We start from the raw sequence: 24,454 nt of genomic DNA, 5'->3' as shown, positions 1-24,454 counted from the left end.
GCTAACGACATCCGTTATGACCAGGCTCACGAGGGGATTCATGATGTTACGGGCGGGGAATCCTGCTCGATTCCCCGCCCGGACGCACGTCAGAGCACCAGAGACTCGATGGGCCCGCGCAGGAAGTACAGCACGAACAACGCGGCCACCCCGTACAGCAGCGAATGGACCTCGCGGGCCTTACCCCGGGCCAGCTTGACCACCACGAAGGTGATCAGACCAGCGCCGATGCCGTTGGAGATCGAGTAGGTGAACGGCATCAGCACGATGGTGAGGAACGCCGGAATGGCGATCTCGTAGTCGGACCAGTCGATCGTCCGCACCGCGGTCATCATCAGGAAACCGACCACCACCAGGGCCGTCGACGCGGCCTCGAACGGCACGATCACCACCAGCGGCGCCAGGAACATCGCCAGCAGGAAGAGCACGCCGGTGACCAGGTTGGCCACGCCGGTCCGGGCACCCTCCGCGACACCGGCGGCGCTCTCGATGTACGACGTGTTGCTGGAGGTGCTGGCCGCACCGCCGGCCGCCGCGGCGATCGAGTCGACCAACAGGATCTCCTTGGCCCGCGGCGGGGTGCCCTCCTCGTCGAGCAGGCCGCCCTCCTGGCCGACCGCCACCATCGTGCCCATGGTGTCGAAGAAGTCCGTGATCAGCAGCGTGAACACGAACATCAGCACGACCAGCCAGCCGGCCCGGCCCCACGAGTCCAGCACGTTGAACTTGCCGAGCAGCGACAGGTCCGGCAGGTCGACCACCGTCTTCGGCAGCTCCGGCACGTTCAGCGACCAGCCCTTCGGGTTGGGCTGACCGTTGACGAACGACGGGCCGATGTTGCCGATCGCCTCCACGACCACCGCCAGCACGGTCGAGGCGAGGATGCCGATCAGGATCGCGCCCCGTACCCGCCGGACCACCAGCACCAGGGTGATCAGCAGACCCACCACGAAGACCAGCATCGGCCAGCTCACCAGCTTGCCGCCGATGCCCAGGCCGACCGGGACGGTGGTGTTGGCGGCGTCCGGGATCCGCCGGACGAAGCCGGCGTCCACCAGACCGATGATGGTCAGGAACAGACCGATACCGACCCCGATCGCGGTCTTCATCTGGGTCGGCACCGAGCGGAACACCGCGGTCCGCAGACCGGTCAGCACCAGCACCGCGATGATCACACCCTCGATCACCACCAGGCCCATCGCGTCGGCCCAGGTCATCTCGGGGGCGATCTCGTACGCCACCAGCGCGTTGACGCCCAGACCGGCGGCGAGCGCCAGCGGGAACCGGCCGACCACACCCATCAGAATGGTCATCAGGCCGGCTACCAGCGCGGTCGCGGCAGCCAGGGCGGGAATCGGAAGGGTCTTGCCGTCACCGTCGACGGCACCACCCAGGATCAGCGGGTTGAGCACCACGATGTACGCCATCGTGAAGAAGGTCGCCAGGCCACCGCGTACCTCGCGGCTCAACGTCGAGCCACGGGCGGAGATCTCGAAGAACCGGTCGAAGCCGTTACGCGGGTGGGCGGGGTTGGGAGGGGTGCCGTTCTCGGGCGGCGCTACTGCCATCAGGTCCTCGCAGGTGATCTTCCGGTTGTCGCGCGCATCGTCCCAGATCACTGAGGGGCAGGGGAAGTCGATCGCGTACGCTTGCCGGATGCCGAACGAGCAGCCACCGCGGCCCGCACCACTGGACCCGCCGATGGTGCCGTTCGCCCTCGCCGGGTTGGTCGCGTGGGCGGTGGCCGGGCTGGTCCTGCTGATCTTCTTCCGGGGCTGGCTGACCGACCACGGTCACCAGAACTGGCTCTGGACCTGCCTCGCCGGCTTCCTCTGGGGCTTCCCAGGGCTCGCCACGATGATGCGGCACGACGCCAACCGACGCCGCCGCCGCGCCAGCTGACCTGGCCACTGCGCCGGAGCACCCCGGCGCGAACGATCAGGAGTGCCCGTACGGCTCCGCCGGCTCGGCGGCCTCTACCGATCCCGGTGCGCGGCTGACCGACATGGCCTCCACCGCGCTGTCGTCGTACACCGTGGGCAGCTCGTCGACCGCGGTCTCGGCCGCCTCGATCAGCGTCTCGGAGTGGGCGCCGCAACCGTGGTCGGCGCTCACCACCCGGCCGTCATCGGGGGCGTAGAAGTTGCCGCACGCCCCGAACGCCTGCCGCATCGCACCGGCCAGCGGCAGGTAGAAGCCGCAGGTGCCGCAACGGGCAGCGGCCGGCGCGGCGGTCGAGATGGGCGCGGCGGGGCCGTGGTCGCCGTCGTACCAGCGCTGCGCCGCCTCGATGCGGCCTTCCCGGGAGAGCACCCGCGCTCGCCCGAGGCCCAGCTCCCACGCCGTCTCCTCGACCGCCGGGTCGTCGGAGAGCAGGTAGCCGGGGACCAGCCGATCGTCATCCGGCGAACTCGGCAGCAGATCGCCGGGGCCCAGGTCGCCGGGCTTGAGCCGCTCCTGCCAGGGCAGCCAGCCGGGCGCGAGCAGCGCGTCCGGGCCGGGTAGCAGCACCGTCTCGCAGATGGTCACCGTCTTGCTGCGCGACACCCGGGTGACGGTGACCGCCCACCGCCAGCCCTGGTAGCCGGCGAGGCGGCACTCGAAATAGTGGGTGACCAGCCGTTCACCCTCAGCCACGACCTGCAGGTGGTCACCGACGTCGTCGGCGTCCACCTCGGTGATGCCAGCGCGGGCCACCTCGACGGCAGCGGCGCAGACCTGGTCGAGACGGGCGGCACGGGTGGAGACAGGCCTGGTCACCAAACCATTGTTCCCTATGCGCCTCGCAGGGGTGACAGGGACTCCCGAGGAACCTTTCCCCGCAGTGGTGCGGCGTACCTGGATCGAATGGGCGAGGATGGTGCACATGCCGTCGTACTCCAGCTCCGGGCGATCCGTCCTCGGGCGGACCGTCGGCACCGGCATCCGCGCCATTCGTCTGCTGCTGCGTGGTTCGGTGGGCAGCGGCCGCTGGGTGACCCGCCGGGCCGGTCGGGCCCGGGCCCGGGGTGCGGGCGGCGAGACCGGCATGGTTCGCCTGTTCGACCTGCACGCGGTCTCCTGCGCCGGGGACACGCTGATCGCCATCGGCCTGGCCGGGACGATCTTCTTCAACGTGCCGCTGGGCGAGGCCCGCAGCAAGGTCGCGCTCTACCTGCTGGTGACCATGGTGCCGTTCGCGATGCTCGCCCCCGTGGTGGGCCCACTGCTGGACCACTTCCGACACGGCCGGCGGTACGCGCTGGCGGCCACGATGCTCGGCCGCGCGTTCCTGGCCTGGTTGATCTCCGACTACATCCACGGCTTCGGGCTCTACCCGGCCGCGTTCGGGGTGCTCGCGCTCTCCCGGGCGTACGGCGTGGCCCGGTCCGCGGCCGTGCCCCGGTTGCTGCCGGAAGGGCTCGGCCTCTCCCAGGTCGGGGCTCGGGCCAGCGTCTACGGCACGGTCGCGGGTGCGCTCGTGGCGCCGATCGGGTTGGCCGCGTTCTGGTTCGGGCCGCAGTGGCCGCTGCGCGTCGCGTCGGTGATCTTCCTGGTCGGCATGGTGATCTCCCTGCGGCTGCCGCCGAAGGCCGACTCGGAGCCACCGGAGCGGGTTCCCCGGCCACTGCGGGCGCTGGGCCGCCGCCGTGGCGACCGGCCGCTGGGTCGGGGTCGGCCCGCCGGCCGGGTGGTGATCGCCACCCTGATCGGCGCCGCGACGCTCCGCGCGGTGTACGGCTTCCTGCTGCTCTTCCTCGCCTTCGCGATCAAGAAGGGCGACCTGACCACTGTGGTGTTCGGCCGGGATCTGGGCGCCGAGTGGGCGTTGGGAGTGGTCGGGGGCGCGCTCGCGGTGGGCAGTTTCCTGGCCACCGCCATCGGCACCCGGCTGCGCATCCACCGGCCGACCGCCATCCAGTCCAGCAGCATGATCATCGTGGCTGGGGTGGCGGTGCTCGCCGTCATCCAGTTCTCACTGGTGATGGTCGCTCTGCTCTGCCTGGTCGCCGCGCTGGTCAGCGGGATAGCAAAGCTGGCCGTGGACGCCTCGATCCAGGAGCGCATCCCGGAACGGCTGCGAGCCAGTTCCTTTGCCCACTCCGAGACGGTGCTGATGCTCGCCTTCGTCGTCGGCGGCGGGCTCGGGCTGGTCCCGTTCGAAGGCCGGATGGGCATCGCCGTCGCCGCCGGGGTGGGCATACTGGCCGCGATCCGGGGTGTGCTGGTCGCCGCCCGGCTGCGCGGCGAGAAGCTGGCCGGCCGGCCGCTCGGCGACGACGAACTGACCGAGGACGAGCCAGCCGACGAACCCGGGGACGTCGCACCCACCTCGCCGGCACCGGCCCAGGCCAGCTCTCCGCAGCACGACGGCCCTGGCCTGACCCCGCCGGGCTACCACATCTACCGCCCGTCCTCGGCGGTCGGCGGCCCGGGTGGCGGAGCCGACGACGAGACCCGCCGCGAGTCCCCCGGCTCACTCTCGTGACCGGCCTGCTGGTGGTGACTGCGGTACCAGCCGAGGCGGACGCGGTCCGCGCCGGGCTGACCGACGCCACCGTGACCGTCACCCCGGTCGGCGTGGGCCCGGCCGTCGCCGGGGCCGCCACCGCGCGACTGTTGGCGCTGGCCGAGGCCGCCGGACGCCCGTACCGCGCGGTGGTCAGCGTCGGCGTGGCCGGCGGCTTCACCGGGCGGGCCGAGGTCGGCGACACGGTGCTCGGCACCGCCAGCATCGCCGCCGACCTGGGCGCCGAGTCACCGGAGGGTTTCATCCCCGTCGACGAGCTGGGCATGCCGCCCGCGCTGCTCGGTGGCGGCAGCGTCGTGCCGACCGACCCGGACCTGCTGGAGGCACTGCGCGCCGCACTGCCGGCGGCCACGACCGGCCCGGTGCTCACGGTCAGCACGGTCACCGGCACCTCCGCCAGCACCGAGGAGCTGCGCCGGAGGCATCCGGAGGCGGTCGCCGAGGCCATGGAGGGGTACGGCGTGGCGGTCGCCGCCGCGCAGGCCGGGGTGCCCTTCGCCGAGCTGCGCACCATCTCCAACCCGATCGGCCCCCGCGACCGAAACGCCTGGCGACTGCGCGAAGCCCTCACCGCGCTGACCACGGCGGCCCCAGCGCTGCGCTGACCACGGCTCAGCTGTAGCGCCCTCGCGGCTGCGCCATTGTTCGTCGCGGATCACAGTGGGCGGGGTGGGCGCGGGCGGGAAGACGGGGTCGGGGCTAACGTGAGGGGCGTGGCGCTCTCCCTGGCGATCTCGCCCTGCCCCAACGACACGTTCGTCTTCCACGCCCTGGTGCACGGGCGGGTGCCCGGCGCGCCACCGGTCGAGGTGACGTATGCCGACGTGGACGTGACCAACACGGCGGCCGAGCGGGGCGCGTTCGACCTGGTGAAGGTGAGCTTCGCGGCGCTGCCCTGGCTGCTCGACGACTACCACCTGCTGCCCTGCGGTGGCGCGCTCGGTCGCGGCTGTGGCCCGCTGGTGCTCACCCGGGGCGACCACGACGGCGGGCCGGAGCGCACCGACCTGACCGGCGCCACGGTGGCGGTGCCGGGCGATCGGACCACCGCGTACCTGCTGTTCCGGCTCTGGTCGGCCGGGCGACCGCCGGCCCGGATCGAGGTCGTTCCGTTCCACGAGATCATGCCGGGCGTCGCGGCCGGCCGCTACGACGCTGGGCTGGTCATCCACGAGGCCCGGTTCACCTACCACCGGCACGGCCTGAGCGCCCTGGTCGACCTCGGCGAGTGGTGGGAGGCCGACACTGGCCTACCCATCCCCCTCGGCGCGATCCTGGCCCGACGCGGCACGGTGGACCCGGAGGCCGCGGCCGGCTGGGTCCGCGAGTCGGTCCGGCAGGCCTGGGCGGACCCGGCGGCCAGTCGGGAGTACGTGCTGGCGCACGCCCAGGAGATGGAACTCGACGTGGTGGACCGGCACATCGGCCTCTACGTCAACGAGTTCACCGCAGACCTGGGCGTGGCCGGTTTCGCCGCGGTGGCGGCACTGCTCGACCGGGCCGCCACCGCCGGGCTGGTGCCTCAGACCTCCAGCTCGTTCGCAACCGCGTGGACCAGCTGAGCGATCTTCTGCGCGGCCTTCCTGTCCGGGTACCGACCCCGGCGCAGGTCCGGCTGCACCTTCGCCTCCAGCAGCTTGATCATGTCTTCGACCAGGCCGTGCAGCTCCTCGGCCGGCCGACGGCGCAGCTCCGCCATCGACGGCGGCGCGTCCAGCAGCTTGACTCCCATGGCCTGCGAGCCCCGGCGGCTGTCCACCACGCTGAAGTCGACCCGCTGGCCACCCTTGAGGTCGGTGACACCCGCCGGCAGCGCCCCCTTGGGTAGGAACACGTCGCCGCCCTCGTCACTGGTGACGAAGCCGTATCCCTTGGCCGTGTCGTACCACTTCACTCGACCCGTAGGCACCTGAAAACCCCTGCTTCACTTGAGCCGCTACTGCTTCAAGGCTAGCTGGATCATCCGGTCGAGCGCCGCTGGGAATTCGGTGAGCTCGTCCAGCACCACTTCCGCCCCGGCCGCGCGCAGCTCATCGGCGGAGCACGGGCCGGTCGCGACGCCGATGCCGGGCACCCCGGCGGCCCCCGCAGCCACCATGTCCGCGACGTGGTCACCGACGTAGTGGGTGGCGTCGTGCTCCCGCAGGGCGACCGCCTTCTGCTCGGCGAACAGGTCACCGGCCAGCTCGTCGACCGTGAGACCGAGGTGGTCCAGGTGCAGCCGGGCCAGCCGGCCCATCTTGGCAGTGACGACCAGCACACGGCCGCCCTGTGCGTGGATCGCGTTGATGGCCTCCCGCGCGCCGGGCAGCGGGACCGTCGGGGTGATCGCGTACGCCGGGTACAGCTCGCGGTACACCCGCACGGCCGACTCGACCTGCTCCGGCGGGAACCAGTACGCGATCTCGGTACGCAGCGGCGGCCCGAGCCGGGACACCGCCAGGTCGGCGTCCACCGGCACGCCGGTCCGCGCGGTCAGTGCCCGAAAGGTCGCGGCGATGCCGGGGCGGGAGTCCACCAGGGTCATGTCGAGGTCGAATCCGACGGTCAGTGCGGGCATGTCGAGAAACGTACCCGGGGACTCTCGGTTGGCCGGACGTCCGAGGGGCGCGGAAGCCCGGTGCCGGGCTAGCGTGGAAAGACGATGACCACCTCACTCGCCGACCACCTGCGGTCGCTGCCCGACGAGTCCCTGGCTGCGCTCCTCCAGCTGCGGCCCGACCTCGTCGTGCCCGTGCCGGCCGACGTCTCCGCCCTGGCCATCCGGGCCCAGTCCCGGGTCTCGGTGGCCCGCGCGCTGGACGGACTGGACCAGTTCACCCTCCAGATCCTCGACGCCGCCCGCCTGACCCGGAACCCGGACGACGGCACCACGACCACCGAGTCCGTGCTCGCCATGGCGACCGTCGGGCCGCACCCGCCGGCGCCGACGGCCATCCGGGCCGCCGTGGGCCGGCTGCGCGCGCTCTTCCTGCTGTACGGCCCGGAGCACGCACTGCAGGTGGTGCCCGCCGTCGACGAAGTCGCCCCGTACCCCGCCGGGCTCGGCCGACCGGCCGCGGAGCTGGACCCGCGCACGGCCGCGCTCTGCGCGGACCCGGCGAAGCTACGACGGACGCTGCTCGCCGCCCCGCCCTCGGCCCGGGCGATCCTGGACCGGTTGACGGCCGGCCCGCCGGTGGGCAGCGTGCCCCCGGGCGCGTTGCAGGCGCCACCGCTCGGCGCGGAGGACCCGGTCCTCTCCGACCCGACCAACGGCGGTGCCCCGACCGGCTCCCCGGTGCGTTGGCTCGTCGACAACCGGCTGCTGGTCCCCGTGACGACCGGTTCGTCGACGGCCAGCGGCACGGTGGAGCTGCCCCGCGAGGTCGGCCTGCTACTGCGTCGCGACAGCGGCCCGCTCGGGCCACTGCGCACCAGCCCACCGCCGGTGGCCGCCTCGCCGCGTGAGCCGAAGGCGGTCGACTCGGCCGGAGCCGGACAGACCATGGAGGTGGTCCGGCACACCGAAGGGCTGCTGGAGCAACTCGCTGACGAGCCCGCTCCGGTGCTGCGCTCGGGCGGCATCGGTGTCCGTGACCTGCGTCGGTTGGCCCGTACCGCCGGGCTGGACGAACCGACCACCGCACTGTTGCTGGAGGTCGCGTACGCGGCCGGGCTCGCCGGCGAGCTGGAGTTGCCCGGCGCGACCACGAGCCGGTACGGGGTGGATCAGCAGGTGGTACCGACCGGCGGGTACGAGGTGTGGCGGGCCGCCTCGCTGGCCCAGCGGTGGGAGCAGCTCGCGAGGGCCTGGCTGACCATGACCCGGCAGGTGGGGCTGGTCGGCCGCCGCGACGACCGGGACCGGCCGATCACCGCGCTCTCCGCCGAGGCCGAGCGGGCCAGCGTGCCGGCCACCCGGCGGGCGGTGCTCGGCGTACTCGCCGACCTGGAGCCGGCGACCGCGCCCACCGCCGAGGAAGTGCAGGACCTGTTGGACTGGCGGGCGCCGCGACGCAGTCGGGGTCGGGACGCCGCCCACCGGGAGGTACTGGCCGAGGCCGCACAGCTGGGCGTCACCGGCCTGGGGGCGCTCACCTCGTACGGTCGGCTGCTCCTGGGTGACCTGACGTCGACCGACGAGCGGGGCGGCGGCGACCCGCTGGGTGTGCACGCGGACGTCGAGAGCGGCGACCCGTCCAGTGCCGCCCGGGCGCTGGACGCCCTGCTGCCCGCCCCGGTCGACCACTTCCTGGTGCAGGCCGACCTGACCGTGGTGGTGCCGGGCCCGCCCGAGCCGGCGCTCGCCGCCGAGTTGGAGTCGATGACCGACCTCGAGTCGGCCGGCGGGGCCAGCGTGCACCGGGTCAGCACGGCGAGCGTGCGCCGAGCACTGGATTCCGGCTACACGGCCGACGACCTGCACGACGTGTTCCGGCGACGGTCGCGTACCCCGGTGCCGCAGGGGCTCACCTACCTGGTGGACGACGTGGCCCGTAAGCACGGCGGGCTGCGGGTTGGTCTGGCCGGGGCGTACCTGCGCAGCGACGACGAGACGCTGATCAGCGAGGTGCTGGCCGACCGGCGACTGGAGTCGTTGGCACTGCGCCGGCTCGCACCGACGGTGCTGTGCACGCAGTACCAGGTCGGCCGGTTGCTGGGCGCGCTGCGTGACGCCGGGTACGCCCCGGTGCAGGAGGACGGCACCGGCAGCACCGTGCTGGCCCGGCCACGGATCCGGCGGGCCCCGGCCCGGGTGTCGGTGACCACTCGGACACTCGATCCGTTGGCCCCGAAGCTGCCCATGCCACGGCTGCTCGGGGTGGTGGAGCACATCCGGCGGGGTGACGCGGCGGCGCGGGCGGCCCGACGGGCACCGGCGGTGGTACGCGGCGGTGCGGCGGGGCTGGGCGGCGGCCCGGTGCCGGCGCACACGCACAGCGAGGCCCTCGCCGTGCTCCAGCAGGCGGTTCGTGACAAGGCGCTGGTCTGGGTCGGTTACGTCGACGCGCACGGGGCGACCGCGTCCCGACTGGTCAAACCGGTCTCGATCGGTGCCGGCTACCTACGTGCCGAGGACGAACGGACCGAGATGCTGCACACGTTCGCGCTGCACCGGATCACTGCGGCGGTGCTGGCGGACTGACCGGCTCGCACTGGACTGACCGGCACCGCCGCGGGGCGGTGCCGGTCAGCGGCGGCTGCGGCGTACGGTGCCGACCACCGAGACGATCAGAAGCAGTGCGAAGCCGGCGCCGGCCGACTCTCCGACCGAGTCGATGAAGCCCTGCTGGAGCACCAGCCAGCCGAAGAGGAACCACCCGACGAGGAGTGTCGCCGCGACGGCGTAGGCGATCACGGTCGCGCGGGACACCTCGTCGGATGGTGCGTGCTCATGTTCTGCGATCACGTCACGGTCGACCGTCATGCCAGCCTCCCCGCCCGGTCCGGCCCTGGACTCCCAGGGTGACACTCGAAAGACCGGTCGGACAGGGGGTTATGCCCCCGATTCGCTCCGTGTCGGTCAGGTGCCGGGGCGGCGGCCGATCAGCACCACCCGGGTGCCGACCTTGCCCAACTCCCACATTCGGACGGCGTCGGCGTGCAGCAGGTTGACGCAGCCGTGCGAACCGATCGACTTTTCGTGCAGGTAGGTGGTGGTCTCGTGGAAGCCCATCCCCTGGGTGAAGTGCTGCCAGTACGGCAGCCACACCTCGTACGGGTCGGACCACTCCTTCGGGTTGCGGTAGTTGACGGTGAACGTGCCGGCGGGGGTGCGGTAGCCGGACATGCCGGTGCGGGTCACCGTCGGCGCCATGATCACCTTGCCGCCCCGGATCGCCCAGACGGTCTGCCGGGTCAGGTCGACGCAGAACGTGGTGCCCGTGCCGGCCTTGCAGCGGGCCGGGTCGGTGGTGGCGAGGCGCTGGGCCACGTCGAAGGTGGTCGGTCCGGCGCGACCCTCGACGGGGCGAATGCCGTACCTCTTCTGGAACTTCTTGATCGCGGCGCAGTCGGCGGCGGACTGCCGGCCGTCCACGGTCACGGCCCCGAACCCGCCCAACCGGGCCAGGTAGGTCTCCACCTCGCGCTGGTGCTGGCCCTGGGGGCAGCCGGCGACTGTCGGCGTACCGGTGCTGGGGGTCGGCTTCGGCGGTGTACTGCGGGTGGGCTTCGGCGTCGGTGGCCGGGTCACCTTCGCTGTCGGGGTGGGCGCGGCCGGCGTGGGCCGGCCGCGCTGGTCCGGGCCGGGCGTGTCGCTCGCCCCCGTTGCCTGTTCCGCCGGACCGGCTTGGGCGGCTCCCCCACCACCACTCCCACCGGACTGCGGATCGAACGCGCACGCACCGGCGCCGACCAGCACAACCACCGCCAGGGCGACCAGCCGGGAAGTGATCCGAACACGCCTCATGTGGCCTCCCCTGACAGTCGTCCCTTTACTAGACGTTCGTGAGTGCCATCACGGTTGCGGCCGGTGAGCATCTTTCTTCCAACATCCCGCATCGTGCAACACTGGATGGTCGGCCGACGGCGGGTATGCGACCCGTTCCGGCCGGACGGCCAACCGAGGAGAGGACGCTGGCGTGAGCGGTGGACCACTGATCGTGCAGTCGGACAAGACCCTGCTGCTGGAGATCGACCACCCTGACGCGCAGGCGTGCCGGATGGCGATCGCACCGTTCGCCGAGTTGGAGCGCTCACCCGAGCACGTGCACACCTACCGGCTGACCCCGCTGGGTCTGTGGAACGCCCGGGCGGCGGGGCACGACGCCGAGGGTGTGGTCGACTCGCTGATCAAGTACTCCCGCTACCCCGTGCCGCACGCGCTGCTGGTGGACGTCGCCGACACGATGGACCGGTACGGCCGGCTCCAGCTCGCCAACGACCCGGCTGAAGGCCTGGTGCTGCGCGCGCTGGACCGGCTGGTGCTGATCGAGGTGGCCAAGAGCAAGAAGCTCGCCGGCATGCTCGGCGACAAGATCGACGACGACACGATCCGGGTGCACCCGTCCGAGCGTGGCCGGCTCAAGCAGGCGCTGCTCAAGCTGGGCTGGCCGGCGGAGGACCTGGCCGGCTACGTCGACGGTGAGGCGCACCCGATCGAGCTGGCCGAGGCCGGCAAGGACGGGCGCAAGCCGTGGACGCTGCGGTCGTACCAGCGGGAAGCCGTCGAGGCGTTCTGGGCCGGCGGGTCGGGTGTGGTGGTGCTGCCGTGCGGCGCAGGCAAGACCCTGGTCGGCGCGGCAGCGATGGCCGAGGCGAAGGCGACCACCCTGATCCTGGTCACCAACACGGTCGCCGGGAGGCAGTGGAAGCGGGAGCTGATCGCCCGCACCTCGCTGACCGAGGAGGAGATCGGGGAATACTCCGGCGAGCGCAAGGAGATCCGCCCGGTCACCATCGCCACGTACCAGGTGCTCACCGCACGGCGCGGCGGCGCGTTCACCCACCTCGACCTGTTCGGGGCCCGCGACTGGGGTCTGGTCGTCTACGACGAGGTACACCTGCTGCCCGCGCCGATCTTCCGGTTCACCGCGGACCTCCAGGCCCGCCGCCGGCTGGGCCTCACCGCGACTCTGGTACGCGAGGACGGCCGCGAGGGTGACGTGTTCAGCCTGATCGGCCCCAAGCGGTACGACGCGCCGTGGAAGGACATCGAGTCGCAGGGCTGGATCGCGCCGGCCGAGTGCACCGAGGTCAGGGTGACCCTGACCGACGCGGAGCGCATGTCGTACGCGACGGCGGAGGCCGAGGAGCGCTACCGGATGGCGGCGACCGCGCGCACGAAGCTGCCGGTGGTCAAGGCGCTGGTCGACCGGCACCCGAACGACCAGGTGCTGGTGATCGGCGCGTACATCGATCAGCTGCACCAGCTCGGCGAATACCTCGACGCGCCGATCATCCAGGGCTCGACGACCAACAAGGAGCGGGAGCGGCTGTTCGACGCGTTCCGCACCGGTGAGATCCGCACGCTGGTGATCTCCAAGGTCGGCAACTTCTCGATCGACCTGCCCGAGGCGGCGGTGGCGATCCAGGTGTCGGGGACGTTCGGGTCGCGCCAGGAGGAGGCGCAACGGCTGGGTCGGGTGCTCCGACCGAAGGCCGACGGTCGACAGGCGCACTTCTACACGGTCGTCTCCCGGGACACGATCGACACGGAGTACGCGGCACACCGGCAACGCTTCCTCGCCGAGCAGGGTTACGCGTACACGATCGTCGACGCCGACGACGTCCTAGGCCCGAAGCTCCCCACCGTCGACTGATCGCGCGCGCGGCCTTGATCGACTCCGTTTCCTTGATGTCGCGGTATCCGAGGCACTTGGAAGCACCGATATCGCCGATACGGAGTCGATCATGTCCCGAGGCGGCACCGAGCGGGGGCTTCGCCGGCGAGTCGGGTCAGCGCCGGCCGGACTTGGACTCCGCGACGAAGACGCCGCGACCTGGCCGGCCGACAAGCACGCCCTCGCCTCGCAGTCTCGCCACCGCGCGGTGGATGGTCGACACGGACACGTCGTAGTGATCGGACAGTTCCTGGGTGGACGGAATCTGCAACCCGGGTTGGAACTCGCCGACCTTGATCCGCCTCAGCAGATCGTTGATCAACTCGTCCATGGTTGGCGGAATCGGCACGCGGTGGCCCCTTGCAGTCGGTTGGCCCGACCAGTATCGAGCACCAGGTGAAAGAGCGGCAATAACTGGCAGCGAAGATGCAGTCAGCGCATCAGCGAGATCTGGCAGGCAAGAGAGCGTTGACAGAGGTGAGAGGTATCGGTAGCGTCGCTCTCGGTGATGCGGTGCTGCTGCGGTCGGTTGGCGCCTCTCGTACTGGTCTCGCATCGCCGCCGAGACCTCACCCGCCGCGCTCCCCCGGCGCGGACCTGCTGCCGTACCTCCGGAACGGCCGCGGGGCGGGCGGTCGCCGCCGACCGCAACCGGCGGCGGCCGCCCCTCACGTCGATCCAACCGACGAAGGGCAGTCACCGTGCGCAACCTGATCCGTCGGCTGGCGAGGCGACGCGACGAACCACGTCCGGCAAGCGCATTCCAGCGTGGGAGACCGCTGAGGCCCTGGCAGATCCGCGAACGGCGCCGATACCGATGAACGACCGTTGGGTGATCCACCTGCCGATCACCGCGCCGGACCTGCTGCGCGCCCGGATCTTCGCGCGCACCGCGGCACGGGTGCTGATCCGGCTCAGCGCACGGGTCGAGCCGGGCGGCGTCACCGTCTCGGCCGAGGACGCGCAGGACGTACGTCATTGGGTCTTCTGCGACCGACCACTGCCCGGCGGCGCGCGGTGTGCGCTGCCCACCGACCACACCGCACACTGCGCGCGACGCGCGCCCTGGCTCAACCGTCGGTGACCGCTCAACGGGAGAAGCGTTGCACCAGCACCGCCAGCCGCCGGTCGTGCGCGGCGCGGCGGAGCCGGCCGCTGCGCATCAGCGTGACCAGCCCGTGCAGACCGCTCCAGAACGTCTCGGCGAACGTCTCCAGGTCGTCGTCCCCGGCCATCGGGCGGACCGTCTCGGCCAGTTCGGCGAAGCCCCGGGCCAGATCGCTCGGGGCGTCCTGGCTGGCGAACGGCAGGTCCACGGCGAGGGTGAACATCGCGTCGTAGAGGGCGGGCCGCTGCTCGGCGAACCTGGTGTACGCCGCCGCGACGTCGGCGACCGCCTGCCGGGGACCGGTGGCCGAAGCGCGGGCCGAGGCTAGTGCGGTAGCCAATTCGGCGAAGCCGTCGACGGCGACCGCCGCCATGATGGCGTCCTTGCCCTTGAAGTGGCTGTAGAGGACAGGCTGGCTGTATTCGATCTCGGCGGCGAGCCGCCGGGTGGTCACCGCGTCCCAGCCTTCCGCCAAGGCCAGGTCGCGCGCTGCGGTGACGATGGTCCGTTCCCGCTCCGCACGCTCGCGCTCCCGGCGCGCCTGAGTAGACATGGCGCAATTCTAGCATTGCTAGCGTTGCTGCCAGTGCTCTGCTAGCGTCGCTTCTGCATCTAGCAGCGCTAGGAATTGGAGCGAACCATGCTGACCCCTCTCGCCTACGGGCTCGCCATTGTGCTCAGCCTCTTCGTCGTCCTGATCGGTGCGCGGTTCCTGCTGGCGCCCGGGGCCGCGGCGGCCGGGTACGGGGTGCCGGCCCGGCCGGACGGAGACCCCGCCTACCTCACGGTCAAGGGCCTACGCGATCTCAGCTACGGGCTGCTCGGCCTCGCCCTGATCGCCTTCACCACCGCCGACGCGGTCGCGTGGTTCATGCTGATCGTCGCGCTCAACCCGCTGGGCGACACCGTCGTCGTACTACGGAACGGCGGTACGAAGGTCGTCGCATTCGGCATCCACTTCGCCACCGCCGTCGTCGTCCTCCTCGACGCCGCCCTGCTGTTCGCCCTGTAAAGACCGGAACCACCCCGCCGGGCAACACCTAGCCGCGTTGATCAAGAGGTTTGGGTCACCGATCGCTCGCAAGATGACGCAAACCTCTTGATCAACTGAAAGCGTCACGACGTGGGTGGTGGGCAGCGGTCGGGGAGGGTGACTGCGCCGGGGCGGTGGTCGAACGTGTCCATCGTGAACCACTCGTCCAGCTCCGGGTCGAAGAGGTTCTGTAGGCCGAACTGCAGCACCTGCCACCACCGGCTCGGGTCCCGCTGGTCCACGTAGATGTCACCGAGCGCGAGCGGGAACCGGAAGAACTCGCCCGGCACGGTGGAACCCCCGACGACCCCGACCCGCCAGTGGTCGACCTGCCGGTCCTTCTCGCCTTGCAGGATCTCCGGCCCCACGAAACGCGCGGTCTTCAGCTTGTCGTTGAAGATCTGGCGGTTGAAGAACCCCGGGACCTTGCTGCACGCGCGCGGCGGGAACAGCGGGATGTTCGGCCACTTGTAGGTGAGCGTGTAGAGCGTGTTCTCGTAGATCAGGTTGGTGAACCAGATCGGATACTCGGCACCTCCGGCGATCATCTGGCTGTTGCCGTCCCTGCCCTGCCAGGTGAACGGCACGTCGATGCCGAGGTCGCGCACGATGTACCGGCCGGTGCCCTGGAAGTCTGCCGGCAACTGCGGGGGACGCGGCTCCCGCGAACCGGGGGCATCAACGCCGTCGGCCTGGGCCGCAAGGGGCAGTGGGGCGGCGGCCGGGCCGGGCGCGACCACACCGAGGGCGAAGAGTGCGCCGGCCACCGCCGAAACCACAGTCCGACGTGTACGCCTCGACGCCATTGCCCCTCCGCCGTGTGGAGAGTGCGCTCCGACCGCGCACGTGCCTGCGGCGAAGCGTAAGAGCAGGCGAAACGTGAGAAACGGTGGAACGCGTCGACTCCACCGGACGGGTGAGGTAGTTGCGATAGCGGGCCTCGGTGCCGTTGCCACCCATCTCGAAGGCGAAGTGGGCGGTGCCGGCGGTCTTGTCGGCGCCGATCTTGTCGCCGTCGACCGCGAGGGTCGTCACGGAGTCGTTCTCGGTGACGGGTGCGACGACGACGGGGACCTTGCCCTCAAGGTTCTGCCCGTCGTTCAGGCTGATCAGCGGCGCGTTGCCGCTGGTCGGGGCCGTCTGTGCTTCCGCCAGTGTGGGGCCGAAGGCCGTTGCCGGTCCGGCGATGAGGACGAGCGCCATCGCGGAGAGGAGTCCGCGTGTTCGCTTCCTACGCGCACGTGTTTCGTGCGTCATGTGCCGTTCGATGACCCTGCCGGCTCTGTGCAAACTCGCCAGCCAAGCCTGATGAGAGGCGGACGCTGTAGGGATGAACAGTTAGTTGATCAACAACACTCTGTTCGACTGCTCAGGCGGCGCGGAGCTTACGTAGGACGTACTGGTTGAGACTCATCCCGTCCTCGGCGGCCTCGATGGCGAGCTCACGATGCAGGCTCTCCCCGACGCGGAGGTTGAACTTGCCTGAGTAGCTGCGCTCCGCGAAGGGCTGCGGCACCGCCTCGCCCTGCTCCTCCATGTCCGCGATCGCGTCCTGCAAGAGACTCTGGAGGCCTTGCAGCGCCTCCACCTGTGCGGGGGCCAGCCAGGAGAGCGACGGAAACTCGACGCAGGTGGCGACGAACTCCTGATCATCGACCGACCAGGTGACGCGGTATGTGTAGTGCGTGATTTCGGGACGGGAATCGGGGTGCATCACATGGCCTCCTTCTTGTCGATCGCCTTGAGGACCTGTCGGACCTGGTACGCCTTGGCCTTGCCCTTGTCGTCCTGGATGTTGACGCGTGGATCACCGGCCCACGGCATCCTGAACACGGCATGCGAGGTGCCTACCTGCCGCGGCTTCCCAAAATAGTGTTCGCACACCCGATAAAGATCGTTGTAGGCGATGTTCTGCTGGCGCTGACGCATCGCTTCAACGAGCTTGGCTATCGAGGGCACATCGCGATAGTACTACCTGCGGTACCATCGCTGCACGCTTTGACCGGCCGGACGGCTCAGAGGACCCGGGTGATCTGCTCGGCGGCGACCAGGGCGTCGCGTCGCGCCGGGTCGAGGTTGGCGCTGATCACCACGGACGCACCGGCGGAGAGCGGGGCGAGCAACCACTTCAGCGGCTGCTCGTGCTCGGCGGCGTCGACCAGCAGCCGATCGCCGGCACGCAGGTCCAGCATCGTGGCGAACTCCTGGGCGAGCGCACCCCACTGACCGTAGGTGGTGCCGTCCGCGCTGGCCGGGTCCGACGGGTGGATGGCCGTGTGGTCGGGCGCGCCGTCGCCGTGCCGAAGCACCTCGGCGGACCAGTCCAACCAGCCCAGGGGCACGTCGTCCAGCCGCCCCGGCCCGGTGCCGACGAGATAGCGGTGCGGCGCGTCCGGCACCTCCTCCAGCCAATCGTCCTGCCGCTCCGGCGTCACGAAGACCGCGTCGAACGGCCGGTCGCCGCCCGGTTCCAGCACCGGCAGGCCCGCGGTGGCGCGGGGCCGGAACGACACCGCCAGGCCGGACGCCCAGGCGCCCAACAACACGGCGGCGGTACGCCAGTGCGGAGGCAACAGCACCGCTACGCGGCTGCCCGGGCCGAGCCCGCAGCCGTCCCGCAGCAGACTCGCGCTCCGCGCCGCCCAGGAACCGACCTGGTACGCCGTCAGGTCGACACGCTCGCCGGTCGCCTCGTCGCGGTAGCTGAGCAGCGGGCGCTCGGCGTCGGCGGGCTGAGCCGCCAGGTCGGCCGTGATAGTTGGCTGCATCTCCACGCTCCCCGAGTGCGACGTCGGCCCACCCTACCCAACGACTTTCGTCGCACCCGTCGTCTGCCGATGGCCGTAGCGGCTGCCCGGGTGGCCCCGGCACGGTACGAGGTGACCCGCCAGCCGCCGAGGAGCGCCCATGCCGGCCAAGCCCCATCCCGCCACCGACCGCGCCGCCACCACCGACCGTCTTCCGCTGCGCCGCCGGCTCCTGCCGGTGATCGCGTTACTGCTGCTCGCGCCCTGGGCGGCCGAGTGCTCGTGGGGTGGCTTCGCCCTCGACGACTTCCTGCCGGTGCTGATCTTCCTCGGTCCGATGTACGGCGGTGCGGCGATCCTGATCAGGGAGACCGCCCGGCACCTCGGCGCGGGTTGGCCGACGATCGTGCTGCTCGCCGCCGCGTTCGGCGTACTCCAGGCGGGTCTTGTCGACCAGTCGCTGTTCAATCCCGACTACCTGGACGACACGCAGTACGCCGACACCCGTTCCGCCGCCGAGGCCACGTTGGTGCCGGGGCTCGATTTCAGCCTCCGGCAGGCCTTCGACTACGTGGGCAACCACATCGTGCTGACCATCTGCGCGCCGATCGTGCTCATCGAGTCGTTCCTCGGGTCGGACCGTCGGCTCCGGCCATGGCTGGCCCGGCCCGGGCTCACCGTGATCGGCGTGATCTACCTGCTCGGCAGTCTGCTGATCTTCTCCGACAGCAGCGGCCGGAAGGGCTTCCTGGCCAGCCCGCTCCAGCTGGCCTTCGCCGCCGTGGTGGTCCTCGCCCTCATCGCGGCCGCCCTGCTGCCCCGCTGGCGCCACCCCCGCCCGCGACCGGCGGAGACGGGCACGGCGAGACGCAGAGACCGGGTGCCGCACCCGCTCTGGATAGGTGCGGTGGTGGTCCTGGTCCGAATCGGCGCCGACCTGACGCCCGGCTGGGCGGGGGTGGCCATCGCGCTGGCGCTCGCCGCTGCCGTCGGAGGGCTGATCGCGTACTGGTCGTCGCGCGGCGGTTGGGGGCAGCGACACGTGCTCGCCGCCGGCACGGCGAGCCTGGTCAGCGCCGCCGCGTTCGCGTACCTGGTGCCGCCGTACTCCCCGGCCTCCCCGGCGGCGGCCCTGGCCGGCGACGTCGCGGTCACCATCATCACGGTCGCCCTGGTCGGGGGTGCCTGGTGGCGGCTGCGGTACCGCTGCCGGCCGCCGTCCAGAAACCCACCGTCACCACGACCGCACGCGGATGCCAGAACGGGGCCTAGCGTCAGCTCGGAAGTTCCGGGCCTCCGTCGAGCAGTGGGGCGAGCAGGTCGTCGTACTCCTCGACCCGGGCCAGGACCTCGGCGGCGGTGAACTGGCGGACGGCCGGCTTCCGGCCGCGTGCGCCGGCCTCCACCTCGTCCCAGGTCAGCGGCGTCGACACCGATGGCACCGACTGGGCGCGCAGGGAGTACGGCGCCACGGTGGTCTTCGCCGCGTTGTTCTGACTCCAGTCGATGAAGACCTTGCCCGGGCGCAGGTTCTTCGCCATCTTCGACACGATCAGCTTCGGGTGGGCCTTCTCCAGCTCCTGGGCGATGCGTCGGGCGTATTCGGAGACGACGTCGGACGACTGGGTGCCCGCGATCGGGCAGCAGAGCTGCATGCCCTTCTTGCCGGAGGTCTTCGGGTACGAGTCGATGCCGTCGGCAGCGAGGCGGTCGCGCATCAGCACCGCCACCGGGCAACACTCGGCGAGCCCGGCCGGCGGCCCCGGGTCCAGGTCGACCACCATCATGTCCGGGTGCTCGCCGACCTTCCACTGCGGCGTGTGCAGCTCCAGGGCGGCCAGGTTGGCCAGCCAGACCAGGGTGGGCAGGTCGTCGGCGACCACGTAGTCGATGGTCTCCCGGCCCTTGGTCGACCCGGGCGCGGGCAGATTTTCCACGCGCACCCAGTCCGGGGTCGCGGCCGGCGTGTTCTTCTCGAAGAACGACTTGTCGTCCACCCCGTTGGGGAAGCGGATCCGGGTGACCGGTCGGTCCCGCAGGTGCGGCAGCAGCACCGGGGAGATCCGGGTGTAGTAGTCGATCACCTCGCCCTTGGTGAAGCCGGCCGCCGGATAGAGCACCTTGTCCAGGTTGGACAGCTCCAGTGGGCGGCCCTCGACGTCCACCCGTAGCCGCTCAGCCGGCATCGTCGACCTCCTCCGGCGGCTTGTCCGGGCGCAACCGCAGCACCCGGGGGAAGCGCAGCCGGCCGTCGGGGGTGCGCTGGCCGTACTTCACCTCCACCACCACGTTGGGTGTTACCCAGATGGCACCTCGGGCATCCTCGCGCGGCACGCCCGGCGCGAACGGGGACACACCGGAGCGCAGCGGCTCCAGCTCAGCGAGGAGCTGGCGTTCGATAGCGGCGCCGATCCCTCCACCGACCCGCCCCCGGTAGATCAACCGACCGTCCGGGCCGGGCACCCCGACCAGCAGCCCACCGATCCGACGCGCGCCCGGTCGCCAACCGCCGATGACGAAGTCACCGGTCACCTCCAGCTTGACCTTCACCCAGTCCGGCGAGCGCACCCCCGGGCGGTAGACGGCCCCGACCCGCTTGGCCATCACGCCCTCCAGGCCGTGCTCGCCGGCCGCCTCGTAGGTGGCCGGCCCGTCCGCGAACATCGGAGGCACCGCCCACCGGGCGCCGCCGAGCGCGAGCGCTTCCAGGGCCTCCCGGCGGCGCTCGTACGACCAGCCGGTCAGGTCATCGCCGTTCAGGCGGAGCAGGTCGAAGATCATGTACGTCACCGGCATGACGGCGGCCAACCGGGCCGCCTTGTTCCGGTCCCGCACGTGCATCCGCTCGGCCAACGCGGTGAACGACGGTTGGCCGCCCTCGCCGAGCAGCACCACCTCGCCGTCGAGCAACGCGTCGCCGACCTGCTCGGGCAGGGTCGCCAGTTCGGGGTAGGCAGCGGTGATCTCCACGCCGGAGCGGGCGTACAGGTGCTGTCCACCGTCGGAGATGTCGGCGAGCGCGCGGACCCCATCCCACTTGAACTCGTATGCCCAGCCGTCACCCGCCGGGAGCGGCCCGGTCATCGCGAGCATCGGCTTGAGCGGCGCGCCGGGCACGACCCGACTGTAGTAGCAGGCCGAACACCTCGCGTCCGGTTCTTTCGGATGCGAGCATGGTCGATACCGGGGAAGGGAGCGCAGGATGCGTGCCATCTGGAAGGGAGCCGTGTCGTTCGGGCTCGTCTCGATCGGGGTGAAGCTCTACTCGGCCACCGAGGAGAAGGACATTCGGTTCCACCAGGTGCACCGTGAGGACGGTGGCCGGATCCGCTACAAGCGCACCTGCTCGGTCTGCGGCGAGGAAGTCACCTACGACGACATCGCCAAGGGCTACGACATCGGCGGCGGCGAGATGGTGATCCTCACCGACGAAGACTTCGCCGAACTGCCGCTGACCAGCTCGCGCGCGATCGATGTGCTGGAGTTCGTTCCGGCCGAGCAGGTCGACCCGATCCTCTACAACAAGGCCTATTTTCTCGAGCCGGAGGGCGCGGCGACCAAGCCGTACGTGCTGCTGCGCGACGCGCTGATCGACTCGGAGCGGGTGGCCATCGTCAAGGTGGCGCTTCGCCAGCGGGAGCAGCTCGCCACGCTGCGGGTCCGTGAGGGTGTGCTGCTGCTCAACACCATGCTCTGGCCGGACGAGATCCGTACCCCGGACTTTGGTTTCCTCGACGAGGACCTCAAGGTGCGCCCGCCGGAGCTGGCGATGGCCAGCTCCCTGATCGACTCCATGACCGGTGAGTTCGAGCCGGACGTCTTCACCGACGACTACCGGGCCGCGTTGCAGGAGGTCATCGACGCCAAGGTGGAGGGTCGGGAGGTCGTCCAACCGGAGGAGGTCGAGGAGGCGCCAGCGGCTGCGGTGGACCTGATGGCCGCGTTGAAGGCGTCGGTGGAACGCGCCAAGGCGGCCCGCGGCGAGCAACCCGCAGGCGGTGGTGGCGGCGGTGTGCCGACACCCATCTCGTCGGCCCGGTCGGCACAGAAGGCGGCCGAGAAGAAGGCCGCCAAGGCACCGGCGAAGAAACCAGCGGCGAAGAAGACCGCCGAGAAGAAGACAGCGGAGCCGGCGAAGAAGACCGCCGCCAAGAAGACGGCCGCGAAGAAGGCGGAGCCGGCGAAGAAGACGGCCGCGCGCAAGACCGCACCCCGCAAGAGCGCCTGACCGTACGGCCGCGACGGCGGTGTCCGCCGAGCCGGGTACGCTCCGCCGGCCGCTGGCCACCGGAGGAGCCCTCATGCCGTACACCCCTGATCTGGACCGGTTGCTGACGCCCGGCTCCCGCTTCACCGACGAGCACGGCGCGTACCTGATCGAGGCCCACCCGGTGGGAGACATCGTGCTGCCGACCGGCCAGGTGGTTGGCTGTGACCCGCTGGTCTGCCCGGAGGCCGAGCCGTTCACGGTGACCGTGCCCCCGGGGCGGCATCCCGCCCGCGCCTGGGTGGCCGTGGTGCTCCGCGAGGATGCCGAGGTGGACCGGCGGGTGGCCGCGCTGGAGCTGGTGGTCTCCGACGAGCCGACGACCCGCTGGGAACCGGCCGTCGCGGGCGACCAGGACGTCAGCAAGCTCGGCGCGGACGACTACTTCGGGTACGGGGTGGACGCGGGCGCCGGCACCCTCGCCGACCCGACGGCGCTCGCCGTCCTCGAAGGCTGGGACGAGGACCAGGTCGAGGAGGTCTTCATCCCGACCGAGCCGCCCTCGTCGCCGGTCCCGGGGCTGATCACCGCTGTCCTGGACGAGGCCACCGGCGCCAACGTCGTCACCGTGGCCACCGGCTGGGGCGACGGCTGCTACGGAACCTGGATCGGGCGCGCCGCCGACGGCCGGGTCACCTCGTTCGTGACGGACTTCATGGTGGTCCCGGAATAACCGCCCGGGAACGCACCGGAACTGCCCCACTGAGCGATCCGAGGAGTCCGCGGCGGGCACGGTAGGCCGCGGTGCGGGTACCGTGTGCGTCGGCTTTCCCCCCGGCACCAGGTGCCGGCCACACCTCAGCAGGGAGTCGACGACGTGAGCGAGCGGACGCAGCAGAACCGGTCGGCAGGCCAGGACCAGAGCACGGCGACCAAGTCGGGGCGCCGGCTGGCCGCCCAGCTGGCGGAGAAGCAGGCGGCCGACGCGAAGCGGAAGCGCAACGCGGTGATCAGCAGCCTCGCCGCCCTCGCCGTGGCCGGGGTGTTGATCGCCGTCTTCGTGACGATCGGCGGGGGCAAGGACAAGCCCGCCAACCAGGCCGACGCGACGCCGTCCGCCTCCGCCCCGGCTCCCGACGCGGCCGGCGCACCGCCCGCCCCGCAGCTGCCCGAGGGCGCCGACCCGGCGCTGGGCACCAAGCCGACGGTCGCCGCGGGCACGGGTGAGCTCAAGAAGCTCGCGGTCACCCCGCTGATCAAGGGGACGGGCCCGGCCGTGCAGAAGGGTCAGACCATCACCACCAACTACGTGGGGGTGTTCTTCAAGGACGGCAAGGAGTTCGACTCCTCCTGGAAGGCCGGGCAGCCGGCCACCTTCCCGATCGGCGTTGGTCAGGTCATCCCCGGCTGGGACCAGGGCCTGGTCGGCGTGACCGTGGGCAGCCGGGTGCAGCTCGACATCCCGGGCGAGCTGGCGTACGGCAACGACGAGGCCGCCGCCGGTGGACGCCCGACCGGTCCGCTGCGCTTCGTGGTGGACGTGCTCGCCGCCCAGTGATCTGTCCGGATCGCCCCGGTTGTCGCCGGGCTGCGATGGAGTTGTTCACATGGGGCTTCCGGCCCGTCACCCTGCGGCAGTAGGTTCGGCGTCACCCCGGGCGGTTCACCGCCCGGGGTGAGCATCCGGGACCGGGACGCGGAGGTACATGTGACGGCGCTGGACGAACCTGGGCGGACCGCCCGGTTGATGTGGGCGTACTTCGAGCCGGTGCACGCCGTCACCTACTTCCACCCCCGGGCCCGAGCCGCGTACGAGGCGGTCGGGCTGCGCGGCTACTGGCGGGGATACTTCGCCGGCCGGTCCGCTCCGCTGGGCGCGACCGAGGCGGCCCCGGTGATCGCCGCCTTCTTCAGCTTCGCGCCACCGATGGTTGCCCGGGCGCTGCCCGCGGTGTGGCGGTTGGCCACCCCGCAGGAGGCACTGCGTGCCCGGCTGACCGGCGCGGTGCAGGCCCTCGCCGAGCTGACCTACGAGCTGCCGGAGACGCACCTCTCGGAGGCCGCAGACCTGCTGGAGGAGGCCGCCAAGGCGGCGCAGACGGCGGGCCGGGTGCTCGGCGGGGCCAACGCGGCGCTGCCGATCGGGGAGTACCCGCTGGCCCGGATCTGGCAGGCCACCACCACGCTGCGCGAGCACCGGGGCGACGGGCACGTGGCGGCGCTGGTGGCCGCCGGCCTGGACCCGGTGGAGACGCTGGCCTGGCGGGTCGCGGTGGACATGTCGCCGGTGAACCTGCTGGGCCGGGGCTGGTCCGAGGAGCAGTGGTACGCCGCCCGCGAGCGGCTGGCGCAGCGGGGCTGGCTGACCGGGGACGGCTCGGCCACCGAGCACGGCCGGGCCGAGTTCCAGGCCGTCGAGGACGCCACCGACCGGGCCGCCGCGCACCCGTGGCAGGCGCTCGGCCAGGACGGCGCGGGCCGGGTTCGGGAGCTGCTGGAACCCATCGCCCGGTCCTGCCACACGTTGATCCCGGCGGGCAGCCCGATCGGGCTGCCCGCGCTGCCCGGCTGACCGGGCACCC

Annotated in this window: 27 protein-coding genes; 13 read left to right on the top strand and 14 right to left on the bottom strand. The window is 71.4% G+C overall.

What is annotated here, in order from left to right:
* Nucleotides 1–89: 89 nt before the first annotated feature.
* Nucleotides 90–1,568: an NCS2 family permease gene (locus PCA76_RS02610; protein WP_272619141.1), complete on the bottom strand. Its 1,479-nt coding sequence runs from the start codon at nucleotides 1,566–1,568 to the stop codon at nucleotides 90–92.
* An 88-nt stretch (nucleotides 1,569–1,656) separates the two neighbouring features.
* Between PCA76_RS02610 and PCA76_RS02605 the strand changes: the two genes are divergently transcribed.
* The gene (locus tag PCA76_RS02605; protein ID WP_272615005.1) at nucleotides 1,657–1,902 is read left to right on the top strand and encodes a DUF2530 domain-containing protein; all 246 of its coding nucleotides are present in this window, start codon (nucleotides 1,657–1,659) and stop codon (nucleotides 1,900–1,902) included.
* A 36-nt stretch (nucleotides 1,903–1,938) separates the two neighbouring features.
* Here the strand turns inward: PCA76_RS02605 and PCA76_RS02600 are convergent, their stop codons facing one another.
* Nucleotides 1,939–2,868: a DUF3027 domain-containing protein gene (locus tag PCA76_RS02600; RefSeq protein ID WP_272615004.1), complete on the bottom strand. Its 930-nt coding sequence runs from the start codon at nucleotides 2,866–2,868 to the stop codon at nucleotides 1,939–1,941.
* Between PCA76_RS02600 and PCA76_RS02595 the strand changes: the two genes are divergently transcribed.
* The 3 genes from PCA76_RS02595 (at nucleotide 2,867) to PCA76_RS02585 (ending at nucleotide 6,072) form a co-directional block, all read left to right on the top strand.
* The gene (locus PCA76_RS02595) at nucleotides 2,867–4,468 is read left to right on the top strand and encodes an MFS transporter (RefSeq protein ID WP_272615003.1); all 1,602 of its coding nucleotides are present in this window, start codon (nucleotides 2,867–2,869) and stop codon (nucleotides 4,466–4,468) included. The two genes, PCA76_RS02600 and PCA76_RS02595, sit on opposite strands and share 2 nt — an antisense overlap.
* On the top strand, nucleotides 4,465–5,115 hold the full coding sequence (locus tag PCA76_RS02590; RefSeq protein WP_272615002.1) for a futalosine hydrolase: 651 nt from the start codon (nucleotides 4,465–4,467) through the stop codon (nucleotides 5,113–5,115). Before PCA76_RS02595 ends, PCA76_RS02590 begins: the two co-directional genes overlap by 4 nt.
* A 108-nt stretch (nucleotides 5,116–5,223) precedes the next feature.
* On the top strand, nucleotides 5,224–6,072 hold the full coding sequence (locus tag PCA76_RS02585) for a 1,4-dihydroxy-6-naphthoate synthase (protein WP_272615001.1): 849 nt from the start codon (nucleotides 5,224–5,226) through the stop codon (nucleotides 6,070–6,072).
* On the opposite strand, the gene PCA76_RS02580 is transcribed toward PCA76_RS02585, so the two are convergent.
* Nucleotides 6,033–6,419 (bottom strand): cold-shock protein, encoded by a 387-nt coding sequence (locus PCA76_RS02580; protein ID WP_272615000.1) that lies wholly within the window; start codon nucleotides 6,417–6,419, stop codon nucleotides 6,033–6,035. The two genes, PCA76_RS02585 and PCA76_RS02580, sit on opposite strands and share 40 nt — an antisense overlap.
* 27 nt (nucleotides 6,420–6,446) lie before the next feature.
* Complete coding sequence (locus PCA76_RS02575; RefSeq protein WP_272614999.1) at nucleotides 6,447–7,070, bottom strand: HAD family hydrolase; 624 nt, start codon at nucleotides 7,068–7,070, stop codon at nucleotides 6,447–6,449.
* An 84-nt stretch (nucleotides 7,071–7,154) separates the two neighbouring features.
* Here PCA76_RS02575 and PCA76_RS02570 point away from each other — a divergent pair, with 84 nt between their 5' ends.
* A complete protein-coding gene (locus PCA76_RS02570) occupies nucleotides 7,155–9,638 on the top strand; it encodes a helicase-associated domain-containing protein (protein WP_272614997.1) in 2,484 nt (827 codons plus the stop codon).
* A gap of 45 nt (nucleotides 9,639–9,683) precedes the next feature.
* Here the strand turns inward: PCA76_RS02570 and PCA76_RS02565 are convergent, their stop codons facing one another.
* Together PCA76_RS02565 and PCA76_RS02560 are read right to left on the bottom strand one after the other, a co-directional pair.
* Nucleotides 9,684–9,920, bottom strand: a complete 237-nt coding sequence (locus tag PCA76_RS02565; protein WP_272614995.1) for a hypothetical protein — start codon at nucleotides 9,918–9,920, stop codon at nucleotides 9,684–9,686.
* Nucleotides 9,921–10,016: 96 nt separating this feature from the next.
* On the bottom strand, nucleotides 10,017–10,904 hold the full coding sequence (locus PCA76_RS02560; protein ID WP_272614994.1) for a L,D-transpeptidase family protein: 888 nt from the start codon (nucleotides 10,902–10,904) through the stop codon (nucleotides 10,017–10,019).
* A 172-nt stretch (nucleotides 10,905–11,076) separates the two neighbouring features.
* Between PCA76_RS02560 and PCA76_RS02555 the strand changes: the two genes are divergently transcribed.
* Nucleotides 11,077–12,756 carry a DNA repair helicase XPB gene (locus PCA76_RS02555; protein WP_272614993.1) on the top strand — a complete coding sequence of 560 codons (1,680 nt, stop codon included), beginning with the start codon at nucleotides 11,077–11,079 and terminating at the stop codon, nucleotides 12,754–12,756.
* 136 nt (nucleotides 12,757–12,892) lie between these two features.
* On the opposite strand, the gene PCA76_RS02550 is transcribed toward PCA76_RS02555, so the two are convergent.
* Entirely contained in the window at nucleotides 12,893–13,126 is a 234-nt protein-coding gene (locus tag PCA76_RS02550) for a winged helix-turn-helix domain-containing protein (RefSeq protein WP_272614992.1), read from the bottom strand.
* 468 nt (nucleotides 13,127–13,594) lie between these two features.
* On the opposite strand from PCA76_RS02550, the gene PCA76_RS02545 reads away from it, so the two are divergent.
* On the top strand, nucleotides 13,595–13,861 hold the full coding sequence (locus PCA76_RS02545; RefSeq protein WP_272614991.1) for a hypothetical protein: 267 nt from the start codon (nucleotides 13,595–13,597) through the stop codon (nucleotides 13,859–13,861).
* 4 nt (nucleotides 13,862–13,865) lie between these two features.
* Here PCA76_RS02545 and PCA76_RS02540 read toward each other — a convergent pair whose 3' ends face one another.
* Nucleotides 13,866–14,438, bottom strand: a complete 573-nt coding sequence (locus tag PCA76_RS02540) for a TetR/AcrR family transcriptional regulator (RefSeq protein ID WP_272614990.1) — start codon at nucleotides 14,436–14,438, stop codon at nucleotides 13,866–13,868.
* 87 nt (nucleotides 14,439–14,525) lie between these two features.
* On the opposite strand from PCA76_RS02540, the gene PCA76_RS02535 reads away from it, so the two are divergent.
* Nucleotides 14,526–14,897: a DUF4267 domain-containing protein gene (locus PCA76_RS02535; protein WP_272614988.1), complete on the top strand. Its 372-nt coding sequence runs from the start codon at nucleotides 14,526–14,528 to the stop codon at nucleotides 14,895–14,897.
* Nucleotides 14,898–15,001: 104 nt separating this feature from the next.
* On the opposite strand, the gene PCA76_RS02530 is transcribed toward PCA76_RS02535, so the two are convergent.
* The 4 genes from PCA76_RS02530 to PCA76_RS02515 all read right to left on the bottom strand — a co-directional run bounded on the left by PCA76_RS02530 (nucleotide 15,002) and on the right by PCA76_RS02515 (nucleotide 17,686).
* The gene (locus tag PCA76_RS02530; RefSeq protein ID WP_272614987.1) at nucleotides 15,002–15,685 is read right to left on the bottom strand and encodes a hypothetical protein; all 684 of its coding nucleotides are present in this window, start codon (nucleotides 15,683–15,685) and stop codon (nucleotides 15,002–15,004) included.
* A gap of 602 nt (nucleotides 15,686–16,287) precedes the next feature.
* Nucleotides 16,288–16,632, bottom strand: a complete 345-nt coding sequence (locus PCA76_RS02525) for a type II toxin-antitoxin system HicB family antitoxin (RefSeq protein ID WP_272614986.1) — start codon at nucleotides 16,630–16,632, stop codon at nucleotides 16,288–16,290.
* Complete coding sequence (locus PCA76_RS02520) at nucleotides 16,632–16,877, bottom strand: toxin HicA (RefSeq protein WP_272614984.1); 246 nt, start codon at nucleotides 16,875–16,877, stop codon at nucleotides 16,632–16,634. The genes PCA76_RS02525 and PCA76_RS02520 overlap by 1 nt, the downstream gene beginning before the upstream one ends.
* A gap of 56 nt (nucleotides 16,878–16,933) precedes the next feature.
* A complete protein-coding gene (locus tag PCA76_RS02515) occupies nucleotides 16,934–17,686 on the bottom strand; it encodes a TIGR03089 family protein (protein ID WP_272614983.1) in 753 nt (250 codons plus the stop codon).
* Between the two features lie 139 nt (nucleotides 17,687–17,825).
* On the opposite strand from PCA76_RS02515, the gene PCA76_RS02510 reads away from it, so the two are divergent.
* Nucleotides 17,826–19,028 (top strand): hypothetical protein, encoded by a 1,203-nt coding sequence (locus PCA76_RS02510; protein ID WP_272614982.1) that lies wholly within the window; start codon nucleotides 17,826–17,828, stop codon nucleotides 19,026–19,028.
* Here the strand turns inward: PCA76_RS02510 and ligD (PCA76_RS02505) are convergent.
* Both ligD (PCA76_RS02505) and ligD (PCA76_RS02500) read right to left on the bottom strand, forming a co-directional pair.
* The gene (gene ligD / locus PCA76_RS02505; protein WP_272614981.1) at nucleotides 18,940–19,851 is read right to left on the bottom strand and encodes a non-homologous end-joining DNA ligase; all 912 of its coding nucleotides are present in this window, start codon (nucleotides 19,849–19,851) and stop codon (nucleotides 18,940–18,942) included. The genes PCA76_RS02510 and ligD (PCA76_RS02505) overlap by 89 nt on opposite strands.
* A complete protein-coding gene (gene ligD, locus PCA76_RS02500; RefSeq protein ID WP_272614980.1) occupies nucleotides 19,841–20,782 on the bottom strand; it encodes a non-homologous end-joining DNA ligase in 942 nt (313 codons plus the stop codon). Before ligD (PCA76_RS02500) ends, ligD (PCA76_RS02505) begins: the two co-directional genes overlap by 11 nt.
* A gap of 85 nt (nucleotides 20,783–20,867) precedes the next feature.
* Between ligD (PCA76_RS02500) and ku the strand changes: the two genes are divergently transcribed.
* From ku to PCA76_RS02480, 4 genes are all read left to right on the top strand, one after another.
* On the top strand, nucleotides 20,868–21,893 hold the full coding sequence (gene ku, locus PCA76_RS02495) for a non-homologous end joining protein Ku (protein WP_272614979.1): 1,026 nt from the start codon (nucleotides 20,868–20,870) through the stop codon (nucleotides 21,891–21,893).
* Nucleotides 21,894–21,966: 73 nt separating this feature from the next.
* Nucleotides 21,967–22,605 (top strand): DUF4241 domain-containing protein, encoded by a 639-nt coding sequence (locus PCA76_RS02490; protein WP_272614978.1) that lies wholly within the window; start codon nucleotides 21,967–21,969, stop codon nucleotides 22,603–22,605.
* Between the two features lie 111 nt (nucleotides 22,606–22,716).
* Complete coding sequence (locus tag PCA76_RS02485; RefSeq protein ID WP_272619140.1) at nucleotides 22,717–23,430, top strand: FKBP-type peptidyl-prolyl cis-trans isomerase; 714 nt, start codon at nucleotides 22,717–22,719, stop codon at nucleotides 23,428–23,430.
* A 189-nt stretch (nucleotides 23,431–23,619) separates the two neighbouring features.
* Nucleotides 23,620–24,444 (top strand): SCO6745 family protein, encoded by an 825-nt coding sequence (locus PCA76_RS02480; RefSeq protein WP_272619139.1) that lies wholly within the window; start codon nucleotides 23,620–23,622, stop codon nucleotides 24,442–24,444.
* Nucleotides 24,445–24,454 lie beyond the last annotated feature (10 nt).

The organism is Micromonospora sp. LH3U1 (genome assembly GCF_028475105.1).
Classification (GTDB): Bacteria; Actinomycetota; Actinomycetes; order Mycobacteriales; family Micromonosporaceae; genus Micromonospora.
Note: the sequence above shows the minus strand (reverse complement) of the source record. Positions and strands in the feature narration are given on the sequence as shown.